The sequence below is a fragment of the Persicitalea jodogahamensis genome, from assembly GCF_014651615.1.
GTDB classification, from domain to species: Bacteria; Bacteroidota; Bacteroidia; order Cytophagales; family Spirosomataceae; genus Persicitalea; species Persicitalea jodogahamensis.
Window position 1 is genome coordinate 859784 of the sequence record NZ_BMXF01000002.1, and the last position, 14251, is coordinate 874034.

Below are 14251 nucleotides of genomic sequence, written 5' to 3' on the forward strand. Positions count from 1 at the left end.
CGAAATCTTATTCTTTACAATTCTAACTACTCCACCAAAAATGAAAATCAACTTCTGTAAAAATTTCCTGGGTAAAGGAGTAGCCCTATTGCTCACTCTTTCCACAGTTGCCCATGCGCAGCGTGAAGTACTTTACGAGCAGTATATCCAGAACCCGATGGCGATCAACCCGGCCTTCACGGGCATTCGCGAGGACTTCAACATGACTGTGTTGCTGCGACGGCGCTGGTTCACGATCCCCAATTCTCCCATCACGCAGACTTTCGCGATGGACGGAACAATAGCCAACGGAAAAATAGGGCTGGGATTACAAGCCCTGAACGACAGGCTGTCGCCCTACTACACTACGGGCGTGTACGGTTCGGGAGCTTATCACTGGGATGCTTCCGTGTCTTGGCGGATTTCGCTGGGGGTGCAGGGCGGCATCAATGTATTACCGCTATATGATTTCGCCTCGGGTATTTCCACCAATGGTGTGCTGGGTAGTCTGGGAGCCGGGGTGTGGGTGCGCTATGCCGACCAGTTTTATGTAGGGGTTTCCAAACCGGAGCTCCTGTCGCAGAACTTCGGCAGCGGCAGGCAATCGCTTTTAACCTACCGTCAGCCATTATTTGTCACCGCCGGAGCTACTTTCGACGCGGGCGAGAAAATGCAGGTCATACCCAGCCTGCTCATTGTACAGGAAAAAGGACTGCCGCTGCGTGTGGATGTGGGTGCGCGGGCCTGGTACGACGAGAAAATTGGCTTTGGAGGATTTTACCGCATGGCTTCGGTCAACTACATACAGCTTTCAGGGGAAGCGCAGTTGGGCAAAAATGTGCGTCTGGGCTATATCTTCAACTCACGGGCAATCGAAAGTACCATTGTGGGAGTAAACAATAACCCGCTGACCATCCATGAACTTATGCTCAAGTTTATTCCCAATCCCACCAAATTCCACCTCAACTGATTGGCCAAGAATGTCACCTGAATTGGGTTAAAACTTGAAAAAGGTTATTTTTCTACCTTCTTTGGATTACATCGCTTAACTTTGCAAGCCAATTGAAAAAGCACCGATCGCGCATGGATAATTACTCTTATATAGCCAATTCCGAACCCTCTTACATCGAGGAACTTTACAAATCTTACCAACAAGACCCCACTTCGGTTGAAGAAAGTTGGGCCAGATTTTTTGAAGGCTTCGATTTCTCCAAAAAATATCCTCAGAACGGGACCGCTGCTTCAAACGGTGTCGCATCGGCGACTTCCAATGGCGTGGCCTCAAGCAAGTCAGGTGTAGCGAGTGATGTCCGTATTCAGAAGGAAATGGAGGTGGTTCACCTCATTCGGGGCTATCGTTCGCGCGGTCACCTGGTAGCTACCACTAACCCGATTCGGGAACGCAAAAATCGCGGTCCGCTGTTGGAGCTTGCCGATTTTAAGCTGGAAGAATCCGATCTCGACACGGTGTTTGAAGCCGGAACAGAAGTTTTTGGCAAACCAGCTACTTTGCGGGACATCGTGAATGCCCTGAAAAAGATATACACCAGCGATATTGGCTTCGAGTACCTGTACATTCGCGATCGTGAGCAGAAGAACTGGTTGCGGGACAAGATTGAGAAAGAAGCCCTGAATATGGAGTTCTCCATCGAGGAGAAAAAGCATATTCTTTCCAAACTCAATGAAGCGGTCGTTTTCGAAAACTTTCTTCATACCAAGTACATCGGTCAGAAGCGCTTCTCGCTTGAAGGGGGCGAAACAACGATTCCTGCGCTCGACGCCATGATTAATAAGGCCGGAGAGATGGGCGTGAAGGAAGTAATGATCGGCATGGCCCACCGGGGGCGGCTGAACGTGCTGGTCAACACCATGCGCAAAACCTACGAGCAGGTTTTCAACGAGTTCGAAGGAAACCTCCCCGACCAGGTCTGGGGGGATGGGGACGTGAAGTACCATATGGGATTTTCGTCTCAGATCAAGACCCCGAGCGGCCACGAAATGTACCTCAAGCTGGCTCCCAACCCCTCGCACCTCGAAGCGGTGAACCCGGTGGTGGAAGGCTTTATACGCGCCCGCGCTGATGGTATGTATAATAGTGATTACGACCGCGTGCTGCCCGTACTGATCCACGGCGACGCCGCCGTGGCGGGTCAGGGTATCGTGTACGAAGTCACGCAGATGTCGGGACTCGACGGCTATTACACGGGAGGAACGATTCACTTCGTCATCAACAACCAGGTAGGTTTCACGACCGATTTCGAAGATGCCCGTTCCAGCATATACTGTACTGATGTGGCCAAGATCGTGGATGCTCCCGTACTGCACGTAAACGGCGATGATCCCGAGTCGGTGGTATACTGCATGCATCTGGCGGTGGAGTACCGTCAGAAATTTAACAAAGATATTTTCATTGACATGGTGTGCTACCGCCGCCATGGCCATAATGAGTCGGATGAGCCGAAGTTCACGCAGCCCGTCCTGTATAAGCACATTGAAAATCACCAAAATCCCCGTGAAATTTATCAGAAGAAATTGGTAGAGCGCGGTGACGTGGACGCCGAACTCGCCGCCACAATGGACAAGGAGTTCAAGGCTCTGCTGCAGGAACGCCTGGAAATGGTAAAGCAAAAAGTGCTGCCCTATGCCATGCCCAAACTGGAACTTGAATGGCGGAGCCTACGCAAATCCACCCCTGAGGATTTTGAGAAATCGCCCAACACGGGAGTGCCGCTGGAAACGCTGGAAAAAATTGGAAAGGCCATCACGACTATTCCCGAAGGTTTTCAGACGCTCAAGCAGATCGATAAACTACTCAAAGATCGCCACCAGATGATTTTTGAAGACAAGAGTGTCAACTGGGCCACCGCCGAACTCCTGGCTTACGGCTCCGTCGTGGCAGAAGACAAGATCGTGCGTGTCAGTGGTCAGGATGTTCAACGAGGAACTTTCTCGCATCGACATGCCGTCCTGCACGATGCCGAAACCAATGAGGCTTACAATAATCTGAACCACATTCAGGAAAAGCAGGGGCGGTTTATGATTTACAATTCCCTGCTTTCTGAGTACGGCGTGCTGGGCTTTGAGTTTGGCTATGCGATGGCTAACCCTGGCGCTCTGGTGATTTGGGAAGCGCAGTTCGGCGACTTCGTCAATGGTGCGCAGGTGATGATTGACCAGTTCATTTCATCCAGCGAAACCAAGTGGGACCGCTGGACGGGACTTGTAATGCTGCTGCCGCACGGCTACGAAGGTCAGGGTCCGGAGCACTCCAATGCCCGTCCTGAACGTTTCCTTCAGCTGGCTGCAGACAATAACATTATCATTACCAACGTCACCACGCCTGCCAACTTGTTCCATATGATGCGGCGGCAGTTGGCTTTGCCCTTCCGTAAGCCGCTGATCGTGATGTCTCCCAAGTCGATGCTGCGGCATCCGCTCTGCATCTCGCCACTGGACGAACTGGTGAAAGGGCGTTTCCAAGAAACTATTGGAGATGACTACGCAGATCCCAAAAAAGTGAAGAAAGTACTGCTGGTGACAGGTAAGCTCTATTATGAGCTTTTAGAAAAACAGCAGGCCGACAATCGTGACGACGTGGCCATTATACGGATGGAGCAGATGCATCCTTTCCCTAAAAAGCAACTGGATGCTCATATCGCAAAATACAAGAAAGCAAAAGTATATTGGGTGCAGGAGGAGCCTTTCAACATGGGTGGTTGGACGTTCATGCTGCGCATGTACCCCGAGCAACCGCTGGAAGTGATTGCCCGTCGCCCGAGTGCATCGCCTTCTACAGGCTTCGCCAAAATCCACAAACAGGAACAGGAAGAAATCATTCGTAGGGCTTTTCAATAAATAATTTTGAATGTCGGAATGTCGGAATGCCGGAATTGGTGAATAGGACTTTCAGGCAAAGAGTTATTCACTGATTCCAGATTCATTCATTCACAATTGAAAAAAAATGGCAGAATTACAGATAAAAGTACCGCCCGTGGGCGAGTCTATTTCCGAAGTGACTATCGGCACCTGGTTCAAAAACGAAGGGGATGCGGTCAAGATGGACGAAGTGATATGCGGACTGGACTCCGATAAGGCAACTTTCGAACTTACCGCTGAAAGCGACGGAGTGCTGCACATCAAAGCCCAGGAAGGCGACACGCTGGCAATCGGTGACCTCATTGCCGTAATAGACACCAGCGGGGCATCCAATGGCGCTACTTCCAATGACTCGGCACCCAAGGAAGAGCCAAAGCCAGAACCTGAAATGGATACGCCCGTTGCGAAATCAGAAAAAGCGGAAACCGACGGTGCAGCCCAGTCAAAAACTTCGGGCGTGGCGCCGAAGGTCATAGAGATGACCGTCCCGACGGTTGGCGAATCGATCACGGAAGTGACCATTGCCTCATGGAATAAAAAGGATGGTGCCCAGGTAGAACTGGATGAGATCATCTGTGAGCTGGAATCGGACAAAGCAACCTTTGAACTACCCGCCGAGTCGGCTGGAACATTGCGCATTGTGGCTGCCGAAGGCGACACACTTGAAATAGGCGCGGTGATCTGCCGCATTGAGGTGGGAAGTGGTGCTCCTGCGTCTGATGCAAGCGTTGCCAATGCCTCCACTCAACCCGGCGAGGCCGAAGTACCCACGGTTCACCAATCAGAAGCCGAGGAATTCAGCGGTACCTCTGCCCATACATCGCCCGTCGCCGCCAAGATTCTGGCCGAGAAAGGGATTGATCCCAGCGAAGTGAAAGGCTCCGGAGCAGGCGGTCGGATTACGAAAGAAGACGCCCTCAATGCTCAGAAATCGAACGGAAAGGCACCGGCGCCCCAAGCCGCTCCCGCGCCTAAAGCTCCGGCCGCTTCAGCACCGGCGAAATCGCCGCAGGCTGCGTCCGATGATCGCGGGCAACGACGTGAGAAAACCTCGTCGCTCCGCCGCACGATCGCCCGCCGCCTGGTAGCCGTGAAAAACGAAACGGCCATGCTAACTACCTTTAATGAGGTGGACATGAAGCCGATCATGGATTTGCGGTCTCAATACAAGGATAAGTTCAAGGAGAAGCACGAAGTCGGCCTCGGCTTTATGTCCTTCTTCACCAAGGCCATCTGCACCGCTTTGCAGGATTTTCCGGTCGTGAACGCCTATATGGACGGTGATGACGTCGTTTATAATGATTTCTGCGACGTGTCCATCGCCGTATCTTCACCCAGAGGGCTGGTGGTACCCGTAATTCGCAACGCTGAGAAACTGTCGTTTGCGGGTATAGAAAAGGAGATCGTCCGCCTGGCCACCCGTGCCCGCGATGGCAAGCTGGGGATTGATGAAATGACCGGAGGTACTTTCACGATTACCAATGGAGGGATCTTCGGCTCGATGCTCTCGACGCCTATCATCAATGCTCCGCAGTCGGCTATATTAGGCATGCACAACATTGTTGAGCGCCCTGTGGCTTTGAACGGACAAGTAGTGATTCGCCCGATTATGTACGTGGCTCTTTCTTACGACCACCGGCTGATCGATGGTAAGGATTCGGTAAGTTTCCTTGTCAGGGTGAAACAATTGCTGGAAGACCCGGCCCGGATGCTTCTGGAGATGTAAGATTTGCCTCACAGATTGACGAGGTTTACCTGATGAATAATAGAGAGAACCCGGCCATCGTACCGGGTTCTTTTTTTATTTTCGGCATTGTTTTTGTGCGTATTTGCTGTATCCCGTAAAAAAAACAGAATCAAAATGCAACGCAAACTACTCCTCGTATGCTTCATGTTGGCCGCTCTGGTCGGTTGCAAAAAGAGTAATTCTGATGGTGGAGATTCACCTTCTCCGCAGGAAAAAGGCTGTAAAGTCGCCACTGAAACTATTAATGGCAAACCGTATCGCATCTTTGAGTACGATCAGAACATGCGCCTGTTCAGCATTACACAATACGTAACCAGTGCCTCAAATCAGACGGAAAAGCGTTTTACTTTTGAGTATGAATCAGACGGAACAGTAAAAGTAATACGAGAAACCAATCTGTTGCCACCATACGGCAACTTGCAGTATAGTCTCAGCTACTCGGGTGTTGGCCGACTCGATACGGTCAGGAAATACCAGGTACTCAATTCCGGGCCCAAAATCCTGGAAACATATGCGTTGGAGTACAACGATAAAGGATTTATCACCAAATATAAATGGCAGGAAAATTCCCTGCGCTACGAATATGACGATAATGGTAATCTGACCAAGTGGTTTGTCCATATCCCTCAGATTAGCCCCGAAGTCTTGGCCGCCGAGTACGGCAACTTCGATGGTAAGTACAACGTGTACGCCGACACTCGTCCCGCCGAATTGGTGAACCTTGTCACCAGTCAGGGAGTAAGCAAGCAGAATCCGGGTAGTTTCAAATTTTACGAAGCCAGTCTGCGGCCCGTGCAGAACGGACTGGTAAACTACGAATACAATGAAAGTGACTTCCCGACCAAGGCCAGCATATCGCTCTTTTCACCAGATGGCAGTCCCGCCGGAACTCAGGTTCATGCATTCACTTACAACTGCCAATAAGCTTCTCTGAGTGGATCAACTGTCTCCGCTTCCCGCTTTCTGCGGAGCATACGAAAAGCCGTGTTGCTTCAGAGCGTGCAGTACGTTCTGAATGGCCCGCGACTTGATCGTGGGTGATTCTTTCTCGGCTTCGGGGCTCTTGATCCAGAAACTCACCTTCATGCAAAGAGCGTTCGACTTGGTTTCCTCGACGCTCGCCACGGCTTCATGTTGATGGCTTTCGTGCAGTACCCCTTCGGTTTCTTTCAGGGCATTTTCAATGAGCGGGATCGCCTTTTTATAATCCTCCCGGTTGTCCAGATCCACGCTGAATTCCAGCCGCAGAAAATCATCGACCGAGTAGTTGTAAAGTGGGTTGTTCAAAATCCCGGCGTTGGGAACGAAAACATCCTTTCCGTCCAGGGTCTTAATGATTGTTTCGCGCAGTGTCATATCGATGATCCGGCCCTTTACCCCTTGGGTCTCGACGAGGTCACCGATATGAAACGGGCGCTTGAAGGCCAGCAGAATACCCGCCAGAAAATTTTCACCAATGTCTTTAAGCGCAAATCCCAGAATAAAAGCCGAGAGTCCGGCACCCGCCAGGATTTTCGTGACGGCTCCGTCAAATCCGAGGGCACCCAGCGCAACGGAAATGCCTAAAATCAACACAATCCAATAGCCCATGTCGCCCAGAAAACCGGTAAGCAGGCTGTCTTCTGAGTTCCTCAATATCTTGGGCAGCAGCCAGCGGCGCACTTGCCGGGCAATAAACAGAAATAGCAGGAATAGTACGACGGCCAGGGCCAGCCGGGGCAGTAACTTTACAAATCCGAGGTAATAGCTGTGCAGTACTTTCCAGAGGTCAATGGTAAATTGGTTCATTCGTAATGGGATATTCGTATATCAAAACAGCTTCAGGACTCAGCAAAATCCATTCCAGGTGTCTACAGCTTCGGGTTCTGCTTGTGCCGATCCTGATCACGTTCAGTTTTTTTTGCCATATTTTTTTCAAAAGCCTCGGTCAAGTCCACGCCGGTTTGATTGGCCAGACAGATCAACACCCAAAGTACATCGGCCATCTCGTCGCCAAGGTCTTTGCCCAAATCCGATTTTTTGAATGACTGGTCGCCATAAGTGCGGGCCATGATGCGGGCCAATTCACCGACTTCTTCGGTCAGGATAGTCATGTTGGTCAGTTCGGAAAAGTACCGGACACCATATTCTTTAATCCAGGTATCAACCTGGGCCTGAGCTTGTTGGAGAGTCATATTTTTGAAGCAGGAAAAGAGAAGTTTTTAGCCGACAGTTACGCCCTGTTTTTTGAGTCGACGATGATGGTCACGGGGCCGTCGTTGGTGAGATTTACTTTCATGTCGGCCCCGAATTCACCCGTCTGAATGGGTTTACCGAGTTCACTACTCAGGAACTCAATCATTTGTTCGTAGAGAGGAATGGCGATTTCGGGGCGGGCAGCCTCAATAAACGAGGGACGGTTGCCCTTTTTGGTGCTGGCGTGAAGGGTGAATTGGCTGATGAGGAGGATATTCCCATCCACACTTTTCAAGTTAAGGTTCATTTTTCCTTCGGCGTCGCCGAAGATCCGCATCTGCACTATTTTTCTGCCCAGCCATTCCAAATCCTCCGATGAGTCGGAAGCCGTAATACCGAGCAGAACCAGAAAACCGACGCCTATCTGTCCTTTCACAGTACCCTCGATGGTTACTGATGCGCCATTTACGCGTTGAATTACGGCAATCATGGATTCGTACGATTATCTTTCACTATTAAAAAAAAGTCATTATCTAATTCCAGATAGCCGTAGTCATAGACGAAATAGTAAACACTGCCTTTCTGGGTGACGCGCTGGCTGGTCATCAGGTTGAAATCAAAGCCTTTTGCCATGAGGGTACTTCGCGTGGTCTTATTCTTGTCTTCGGGGCAAATCTCTTCCAGGATACGGCGGTTGCGACGCAGTTGGTTATTGGTGTTCCTGACTACGTTGTACTGATCCGAATTCAGTTTGTTGTTATAGGCATTGCGGCACATATCCGAACAGAATTTCTTATCCGCCCGGCCCGAGAAAGGCTGGTCACATTCTAGGCAAGTTTTCATAAATCCCGTTGCTTTTCAATTTCTCTTCGGACAGCTTCAATTAATTCTCTTGTTGGCTCAATTATCGCTGACACTTCTTCTTCTGTAAAATCCCATATATCGCCATAATCACCCTTTTGCCTAGAATCAAATAGGTCGGAGTACACCTTACCCAGCTCGACACTGATTTTATCGGTCTTTATATATTGCAGGAAGAAGCTTGTTTTGACGCCTGTATGGGTTTTTGTCGATAAGCCTGATTGGAAGAGTAGCGCACTTATCGCGTAGTATGCTGCATAGTACAATCGATTTATTGCCGAATTCCATTTAGAGTTTACTACCAGTAGCTGGGCTACCTCAAAAGTTTCCTCTGATTTTTCCAGCCGGTATCTGACGTACTGAAATCTCTCTTCCGGTGTCATAATTCAATTCCTTCTGATTCGACGCTTTCGTAGAATGGCGTGATTCTGTGCTTATTTTCCCAATCATATTTAGAAAAAACAAAAGTCGATATTGCTTGTTCGAGCTCTAATTCCAGGTCGAAAAGTCGGTGCCTAAATTTTTGCTCTACCTTATAATCGACCGCGCTGGGCACCAAAACCAGCACATCCCAATCGGAATCTTCCCTTGCATCACCCCGCGCACGTGAGCCAAATAGAATGACTTCTGCTTGCGGATCCATTTCCAGAACCGCTTCTTTGATGTTTTTGAGAATCATTACTTTCGAGCTCTTAGCAACTGTTTTCATTCTTTGAAATTTAGATTTGCTTCAAAATAATTCTGAAAACTATCGGTTTGCTTTTATTGCATTCGCCGCTACGCCCTCAAACGTCATCTTCACAGGCTTTATCGTACCGTCCTCGTTGAATTCCAGACGATCGATGCAGGTCACGCGGTGGTCGCGGCCTTCGTTGGGGATCGGGCGGCGGTGATACACCATGTACCAGTCGTCGGTGCCGGGCGTATGAATGACCGAATTGTGGCCCGCTCCGGTCGCTACTGCTTTGTCTGATTCCAGAATGGTACCAATGCGGTTGTACGGGCCAGTCGCTTTCTCCGCCGTGGCATAGGCCACTTTGTAGGTATCGTTGGTCCAGCCACCTTCCGACCACATGAGGTAGTAAGTACCGTTGCGCAGGAACATGAACGGCCCTTCTACGTAGCCTTCGGGCGTAATTTCGTGGAATAGCTTGCCGTCGTCCCAGGGCTTGAAGCCGGTGAAATCGTCATTCAGTACACCCAGATTGCAATGGCCCCATCCTCCGTAAAAAATGTAATGGGTGCCGTCGGTGTCTTCAAAAACGAACTGGTCGATGGGTTGTGCGTCGTTGTAAAAATCGTCGATCAGCGGCTTGCCCAGGTAGTCTTTGAATGGCCCGCCGGGTGCATCCGCCACGGCTACCCCGATACCGCCAAAATGGTTGATTGTATTGTTCTCGTCCCAGCCCGGTCGGCTGGGGCGTTGTACATCATTGGCCGCAAAAAAGAGGTAGTACTTCCCGTCCTTTTCAATGGCGGCGGGGGCCCACATGGCTTGCCGCGCCCATTTGATGGCCGCCGTGTCCAGGATATTGGGATGCTTTTGCCAGGTGACCAGGTCTTTGGACGAAAAGGCGTCGAAGTGCAACTGCTTCTCGTATTCAGCGGAGTAGGTAGGGTATATCCAGTACTCATCGCCGAAAACTACCCCTTCGGGATCGGCGTACCAACCTTCGGCTATTGGGTTGCCGGATGTTTGGGTTTCCTTTTTTTCTTCGGATTTAGAGCAACTGGTCAGCAGGAGCCATAATGGTCCGGCAATAAGGAATAAATACTTCATAAAAGGTTAAAAGTGAGATTATAACATTGGATTGAGGGCTTGGGGTTTTCAAAGATAAGTCATTTGCAAACGACTACAAATATTTTTATCCGATTATAAATATTTAAGAACCGTGTAGGATTCTGCCAACCTCCCACCTTTGTCCCATCGGTTCGGGTGAATCGGAATCTTTTCTCACCGCGATATCTGGTCGAGCGGCAATGTCAGCAAAGGCCGGGTTCGCACAAACAAATAAAACTATGAATTCAGTAAAATTGATCGGAAACGTAGGGCGCGATGTGAACGTAATAGAATTCGAGAATGGCAAAAAGGCGACATTCAGCCTGGCCACCAACGAGACCTATACTAACCGCAATCAGGAAGAAGTGACCAATACGGCCTGGCACAACGTGGTGGCCTGGGGCAAAGTGGCGCAGCAGTGCGAGCAGATGCTCAGCAAAGGCAAGTTCATTCAGGTCGAAGGCAAGCTCAACTACCGCGAGTACCAGAACAAGGAAAACCAGGTAGTAAAGATTACGGAAATTGTGGCTTATAAGGTAGAGGAAGGGCCCAAGAAAGCGGCGTGAAAGGAGTTGATAAGTTTATGAGTTCAAAGATTATGAGATGCTGACGTGAAAAGTCACTGCCGGAATAACTTATAAACTCTTGAACTCATAAACTTTGAACTCTATTACAATCCCAACAACACATGCGCCAGGCCAAAGTACACGCCGTAGCCGATCAGATCGTTGGCCGTAGTAATGAATGGGCCGGAGGCGACCGCCGGGTTGATGCCCAGCTTATCTAGTACTATTGGCGTGACAGTACCCATGAACGACGCCAGGAAGACGACGGAAAGTAGCGCCGAAGAAACGACTATGGCCAGTTGTAGTTCATTGCCGATCAGTAGATTAAAGCCAAACACGATCAGGCTGATGATGATGCCGTTGATGAAGGCTACACCAAACATCCGGAGCAGCCGCTCCCACACGCCCGTGTCGAGGCCCGTTCTATCGGCCAGGCTTTGCAGAATAATGGATGAGGTCTGAATGCCGACGTTGCCGCCCGTGGAGCCAATGATCGGGATAAAAGCGGCCATCGCCGGGACGACTTTCAGATCACCCTCGAAAAAGCCGATGAACTTGGCGGCCAAAATACCGCCCATCATGCCCACCAGTAGCCACGGCAAACGAGCCTTGGTTTGTTCCCAGACCGTGTCGTCTTCCTCGACATCGCCCGTAACCCCGGCCATCGCCAGGGCATCCGAACTGGCCTGCTCGGTAATGACGTCCACCACGTCGTCAATGGTGATGCGGCCTAGAAGCCTTCCCTGTACATTCACGACGGGGATCACGTCAAGGTCATAGCGTTGCATGAGTTCGGCGACTTCCTCGGCGGGACGGTAGGTTTCGACGTATATGATGTCTTGATTATAAATGCTCTCGACCTTGGTATTCTTATGCGCCAGCACAATGCGTTTTAGAGATAAAGTACCCAAAAGGCGGTTGTTGTCGTCTACGACGTAAACTGCATACACCTTTTCGACGTCCTCAGCCTGCAGCCGAAGTTCCTCGATGCATTGGTTCATGTTCCAGTTGACGTTGGCTTTCACTAACTCCTTCTGCATGAGACCGCCCGCTACGTCTTCATCGTAGTGAAGCAAATCCAGGATGAACCGCGCCTGCTCGCGGTCTTCGAGCAAGGCGATAACTTCTTCCCGTACTTTGATCGGCTGCTCGTTGAGCAAATCCACCGCGTCGTCGGAATCTACCTCATTGACGTACAAAGCGATTTCGGCAGAAGTGAAGCTTTTCAGGAAATCCCGGCGTTCGTCCGTGTCGAGCGCCGCCAGAATTTCTGCGCCGATTTTGGTGTCAAGCAGGCTGACAAGGTACTTTGCCTGTTCGGAGTCTAACTCATAAAGGATGCCCGTCACATCGGCGGGGTACATATCCTCCATCTCGGCTTTTAGCGTCGCCGAATCCTGGCTATCGATCAGGTCCTCTATGTGATCGAGATATTCTTTGGTGAGTTCGAACGTCATGGGTGGTATGGGGCTTACTTTTCAATCAGAAAGAGCTGCCTGTTCTTGGGCACTTGGCCGGGCTGTGCAAAGGTAGGGTTTTCAGAGGGCAAAAGTTTTTTCGTATTTTGCAGAAACCACTTTCCCCGTACTCAGATTTATCGATGACGCTCTGCTTCGCTACCAACAACGCTAACAAGCTAGCCGAAATACAAGCCCTTCTGGGCGATGATTTCCAACTGAAAACCCTTGCCGACATCGGCTGTCACGAAGAGATTCCGGAAGAACAGCCGACCATCGCCGGCAATTCCCGGCAGAAAGCCGAATTCGTCTGGGAGAAGTTTGGAGTGAATACCTTCGCTGACGATACGGGGCTGGAAATTGCGGCGCTTAACGGTGAGCCGGGTGTGCATTCCGCGCACTACGCCGGGCCACAACGCGATGCCGACGACAATACCCGGCGCGTCTGGGATCGGCTGGCCGAAAGAAAAGTACCCTTACCCGCCGATGCCCGCTTCCTGACGGTCATAACGCTGGTGCTGAATGGGGAATACCACCAGTTCGAAGGAATTGTTCAGGGCACGATTATTGGGGAGAAGCGCGGTACCCACGGCTTCGGCTATGATCCGGTGTTCGTGCCGGAAAATCAATCCCGAACCTTCGCTGAGATGACGATGGCGGAGAAAAGCCGACAAAGCCACCGCGCGCGGGCGTTCGCAAAGTTGGTGGCATTTTTGAAAAAAGATTGATAATGGGGACGCCCGCGCGGTTTGAAATTTCAGGCCGCCCGCCACAAGTCCCCAAACTCATGCACTCTTAAACTCACAAATTTTAATGAAAGTAAATCCTGACGACTTCCGCTACGACGGAAGCAGAGAATTCAAGATCAAAGAACTGGAAACCAAGATTTCTGACATTTATAAAGACAAGGACGATTACAAGGAAATCCTTGCCGACAATGCCGACGAGCTCGATGACCTTCAAAGCATGATGTATGCCCACAACCGTTATGGGTTGCTGGTGATTTTTCAGGCGATGGACGCGGCAGGCAAAGACGGTACTTTGAAACGGGTATTTGCGGGGGTAAACCCCATCGGAGTAAGGGTGCATTCGTTCAAGCGCCCCAGCGAGAATGAACTCCAGCATGACTTCATGTGGCGCACGTCGTTGTTGCTTCCCCAGCGGGGTAGCATCACGGTCTTCAACCGCAGCTACTACGAAGAGGTGTTGGTTGTGAAAGTACATGCCGAGATCGTAACCAATGTGCAGCGGCTTCCCCACGAACTCACGGAAAATATGTACAACCTGTGGGAACAGCGCTACCAGGACATCAAGAACTCGGAAAACTACCTCTATAATAATGGCATTCGGGTCGTCAAGTTTTTTCTGAATGTTTCAAAAAAAGAACAAGCTGAACGTCTTATCGACCGGATCGACGACCCGGAAAAGAACTGGAAGTTCGAGGAAGGTGACGTAAAGGAGCGCGAGTTTTGGGACGACTACCAACAAGCGTACGAAGAAGCCATCAATGCCACCGGTACCGAGACAGCCCCCTGGTACGTCATTCCTGCCGATGACAAGAAAAACATGCGCCTGATTGTTGGCCAAATCATCGCCGAAGAGCTGAAGAAAATGGACATGAAGTACCCTGAATCCGACGAAAAACGCTACGAAGAATTGCAAAGGTTTGTGGAAATCATTAAGGGGCAGAACTAAGGGGGAATGGTTAATGGTCAGACGGTTAAAGATACGCGGATATCCTCTGTGTGAGAGAAAACCCGTAGAACGTCGTTTGACCATTAACCGTTTGACCTTTTAACCCATTTCGACT

General features: G+C 50.4%; 15 protein-coding genes. 7 read left to right on the top strand and 8 right to left on the bottom strand.

Annotated elements, in window-relative coordinates; all coding sequences use genetic code 11:
• The first annotated feature begins 40 nt into the window (after positions 1-40).
• From IE117_RS13790 to IE117_RS13805, 4 genes are all read left to right on the top strand, one after another.
• On the top strand, positions 41-949 hold the full coding sequence (locus IE117_RS13790; protein ID WP_189565013.1) for a PorP/SprF family type IX secretion system membrane protein: 909 nt from the start codon (positions 41-43) through the stop codon (positions 947-949).
• A gap of 113 nt (positions 950-1062) precedes the next feature.
• Positions 1063-3834, top strand: coding sequence for a 2-oxoglutarate dehydrogenase E1 component (locus tag IE117_RS13795; protein ID WP_189565388.1), 2772 nt, complete (start codon positions 1063-1065; stop codon positions 3832-3834).
• 106 nt (positions 3835-3940) lie between these two features.
• Positions 3941-5581 carry a 2-oxoglutarate dehydrogenase complex dihydrolipoyllysine-residue succinyltransferase gene (odhB, locus tag IE117_RS13800; RefSeq protein WP_189565014.1) on the top strand — a complete coding sequence of 547 codons (1641 nt, stop codon included), beginning with the start codon at positions 3941-3943 and terminating at the stop codon, positions 5579-5581.
• Between the two features lie 135 nt (positions 5582-5716).
• Positions 5717-6526, top strand: coding sequence for a hypothetical protein (locus IE117_RS13805; RefSeq protein ID WP_189565015.1), 810 nt, complete (start codon positions 5717-5719; stop codon positions 6524-6526).
• A gap of 15 nt (positions 6527-6541) precedes the next feature.
• Here the strand turns inward: IE117_RS13805 and IE117_RS13810 are convergent, their stop codons facing one another.
• The 7 genes from IE117_RS13810 to IE117_RS13840 form a co-directional block, all read right to left on the bottom strand.
• Positions 6542-7390: a mechanosensitive ion channel family protein gene (locus IE117_RS13810; RefSeq protein WP_189565016.1), complete on the bottom strand. Its 849-nt coding sequence runs from the start codon at positions 7388-7390 to the stop codon at positions 6542-6544.
• A 62-nt stretch (positions 7391-7452) separates the two neighbouring features.
• Complete coding sequence (locus tag IE117_RS13815) at positions 7453-7776, bottom strand: nucleotide pyrophosphohydrolase (protein ID WP_189565017.1); 324 nt, start codon at positions 7774-7776, stop codon at positions 7453-7455.
• A 38-nt stretch (positions 7777-7814) separates the two neighbouring features.
• Positions 7815-8267, bottom strand: coding sequence for a D-aminoacyl-tRNA deacylase (dtd, locus tag IE117_RS13820; protein WP_189565018.1), 453 nt, complete (start codon positions 8265-8267; stop codon positions 7815-7817).
• Positions 8264-8620 carry a hypothetical protein gene (locus tag IE117_RS13825; RefSeq protein ID WP_189565019.1) on the bottom strand — a complete coding sequence of 119 codons (357 nt, stop codon included), beginning with the start codon at positions 8618-8620 and terminating at the stop codon, positions 8264-8266. Before IE117_RS13825 ends, dtd begins: the two co-directional genes overlap by 4 nt.
• Positions 8617-9021: a HEPN domain-containing protein gene (locus tag IE117_RS13830; protein ID WP_189565020.1), complete on the bottom strand. Its 405-nt coding sequence runs from the start codon at positions 9019-9021 to the stop codon at positions 8617-8619. The genes IE117_RS13825 and IE117_RS13830 overlap by 4 nt, the downstream gene beginning before the upstream one ends.
• Positions 9018-9347 carry a nucleotidyltransferase domain-containing protein gene (locus IE117_RS13835; protein WP_189565021.1) on the bottom strand — a complete coding sequence of 110 codons (330 nt, stop codon included), beginning with the start codon at positions 9345-9347 and terminating at the stop codon, positions 9018-9020. The genes IE117_RS13830 and IE117_RS13835 overlap by 4 nt, the downstream gene beginning before the upstream one ends.
• A 39-nt stretch (positions 9348-9386) precedes the next feature.
• The gene (locus tag IE117_RS13840) at positions 9387-10418 is read right to left on the bottom strand and encodes a glycoside hydrolase family 43 protein (protein WP_189565022.1); all 1032 of its coding nucleotides are present in this window, start codon (positions 10416-10418) and stop codon (positions 9387-9389) included.
• 239 nt (positions 10419-10657) lie between these two features.
• Between IE117_RS13840 and IE117_RS13845 the strand changes: the two genes are divergently transcribed.
• Positions 10658-10984 carry a single-stranded DNA-binding protein gene (locus IE117_RS13845; protein WP_189565023.1) on the top strand — a complete coding sequence of 109 codons (327 nt, stop codon included), beginning with the start codon at positions 10658-10660 and terminating at the stop codon, positions 10982-10984.
• Positions 10985-11088: 104 nt separating this feature from the next.
• Here IE117_RS13845 and mgtE read toward each other — a convergent pair whose 3' ends face one another.
• Positions 11089-12441, bottom strand: a complete 1353-nt coding sequence (mgtE, locus tag IE117_RS13850; RefSeq protein WP_189565024.1) for a magnesium transporter — start codon at positions 12439-12441, stop codon at positions 11089-11091.
• Positions 12442-12584: 143 nt separating this feature from the next.
• Here mgtE and rdgB point away from each other — a divergent pair, with 143 nt between their 5' ends.
• Positions 12585-13169, top strand: a complete 585-nt coding sequence (rdgB, locus tag IE117_RS13855; protein WP_189565025.1) for an RdgB/HAM1 family non-canonical purine NTP pyrophosphatase — start codon at positions 12585-12587, stop codon at positions 13167-13169.
• An 85-nt stretch (positions 13170-13254) separates the two neighbouring features.
• Positions 13255-14136 carry a polyphosphate kinase 2 family protein gene (locus tag IE117_RS13860; RefSeq protein WP_189565026.1) on the top strand — a complete coding sequence of 294 codons (882 nt, stop codon included), beginning with the start codon at positions 13255-13257 and terminating at the stop codon, positions 14134-14136.
• The last annotated feature ends 115 nt before the right edge of the window (positions 14137-14251 follow it).

Bases quoted from the DNA above. Each gene is read 5' to 3' on its own strand.
- IE117_RS13795 (WP_189565388.1), top strand. From the start codon at position 1,063: ATGGATAATTACTCTTATATAGCCAATTCCGAACCCTCTTACATCGAG.
- mgtE (WP_189565024.1), bottom strand. From the start codon at position 12,441: ATGACGTTCGAACTCACCAAAGAATATCTCGATCACATAGAGGACCTG.
- rdgB (WP_189565025.1), top strand. From the start codon at position 12,585: ATGACGCTCTGCTTCGCTACCAACAACGCTAACAAGCTAGCCGAAATA.
- odhB (WP_189565014.1), top strand. From the start codon at position 3,941: ATGGCAGAATTACAGATAAAAGTACCGCCCGTGGGCGAGTCTATTTCC.
- IE117_RS13815 (WP_189565017.1), bottom strand. From the start codon at position 7,776: ATGACTCTCCAACAAGCTCAGGCCCAGGTTGATACCTGGATTAAAGAA.
- IE117_RS13845 (WP_189565023.1), top strand. From the start codon at position 10,658: ATGAATTCAGTAAAATTGATCGGAAACGTAGGGCGCGATGTGAACGTA.
- dtd (WP_189565018.1), bottom strand. From the start codon at position 8,267: ATGATTGCCGTAATTCAACGCGTAAATGGCGCATCAGTAACCATCGAG.
- IE117_RS13840 (WP_189565022.1), bottom strand. From the start codon at position 10,418: ATGAAGTATTTATTCCTTATTGCCGGACCATTATGGCTCCTGCTGACC.
- IE117_RS13805 (WP_189565015.1), top strand. From the start codon at position 5,717: ATGCAACGCAAACTACTCCTCGTATGCTTCATGTTGGCCGCTCTGGTC.
- IE117_RS13825 (WP_189565019.1), bottom strand. From the start codon at position 8,620: ATGAAAACTTGCCTAGAATGTGACCAGCCTTTCTCGGGCCGGGCGGAT.
- IE117_RS13830 (WP_189565020.1), bottom strand. From the start codon at position 9,021: ATGACACCGGAAGAGAGATTTCAGTACGTCAGATACCGGCTGGAAAAA.
- IE117_RS13790 (WP_189565013.1), top strand. From the start codon at position 41: ATGAAAATCAACTTCTGTAAAAATTTCCTGGGTAAAGGAGTAGCCCTA.
- IE117_RS13860 (WP_189565026.1), top strand. From the start codon at position 13,255: ATGAAAGTAAATCCTGACGACTTCCGCTACGACGGAAGCAGAGAATTC.
- IE117_RS13835 (WP_189565021.1), bottom strand. From the start codon at position 9,347: ATGAAAACAGTTGCTAAGAGCTCGAAAGTAATGATTCTCAAAAACATC.
- IE117_RS13810 (WP_189565016.1), bottom strand. From the start codon at position 7,390: ATGAACCAATTTACCATTGACCTCTGGAAAGTACTGCACAGCTATTAC.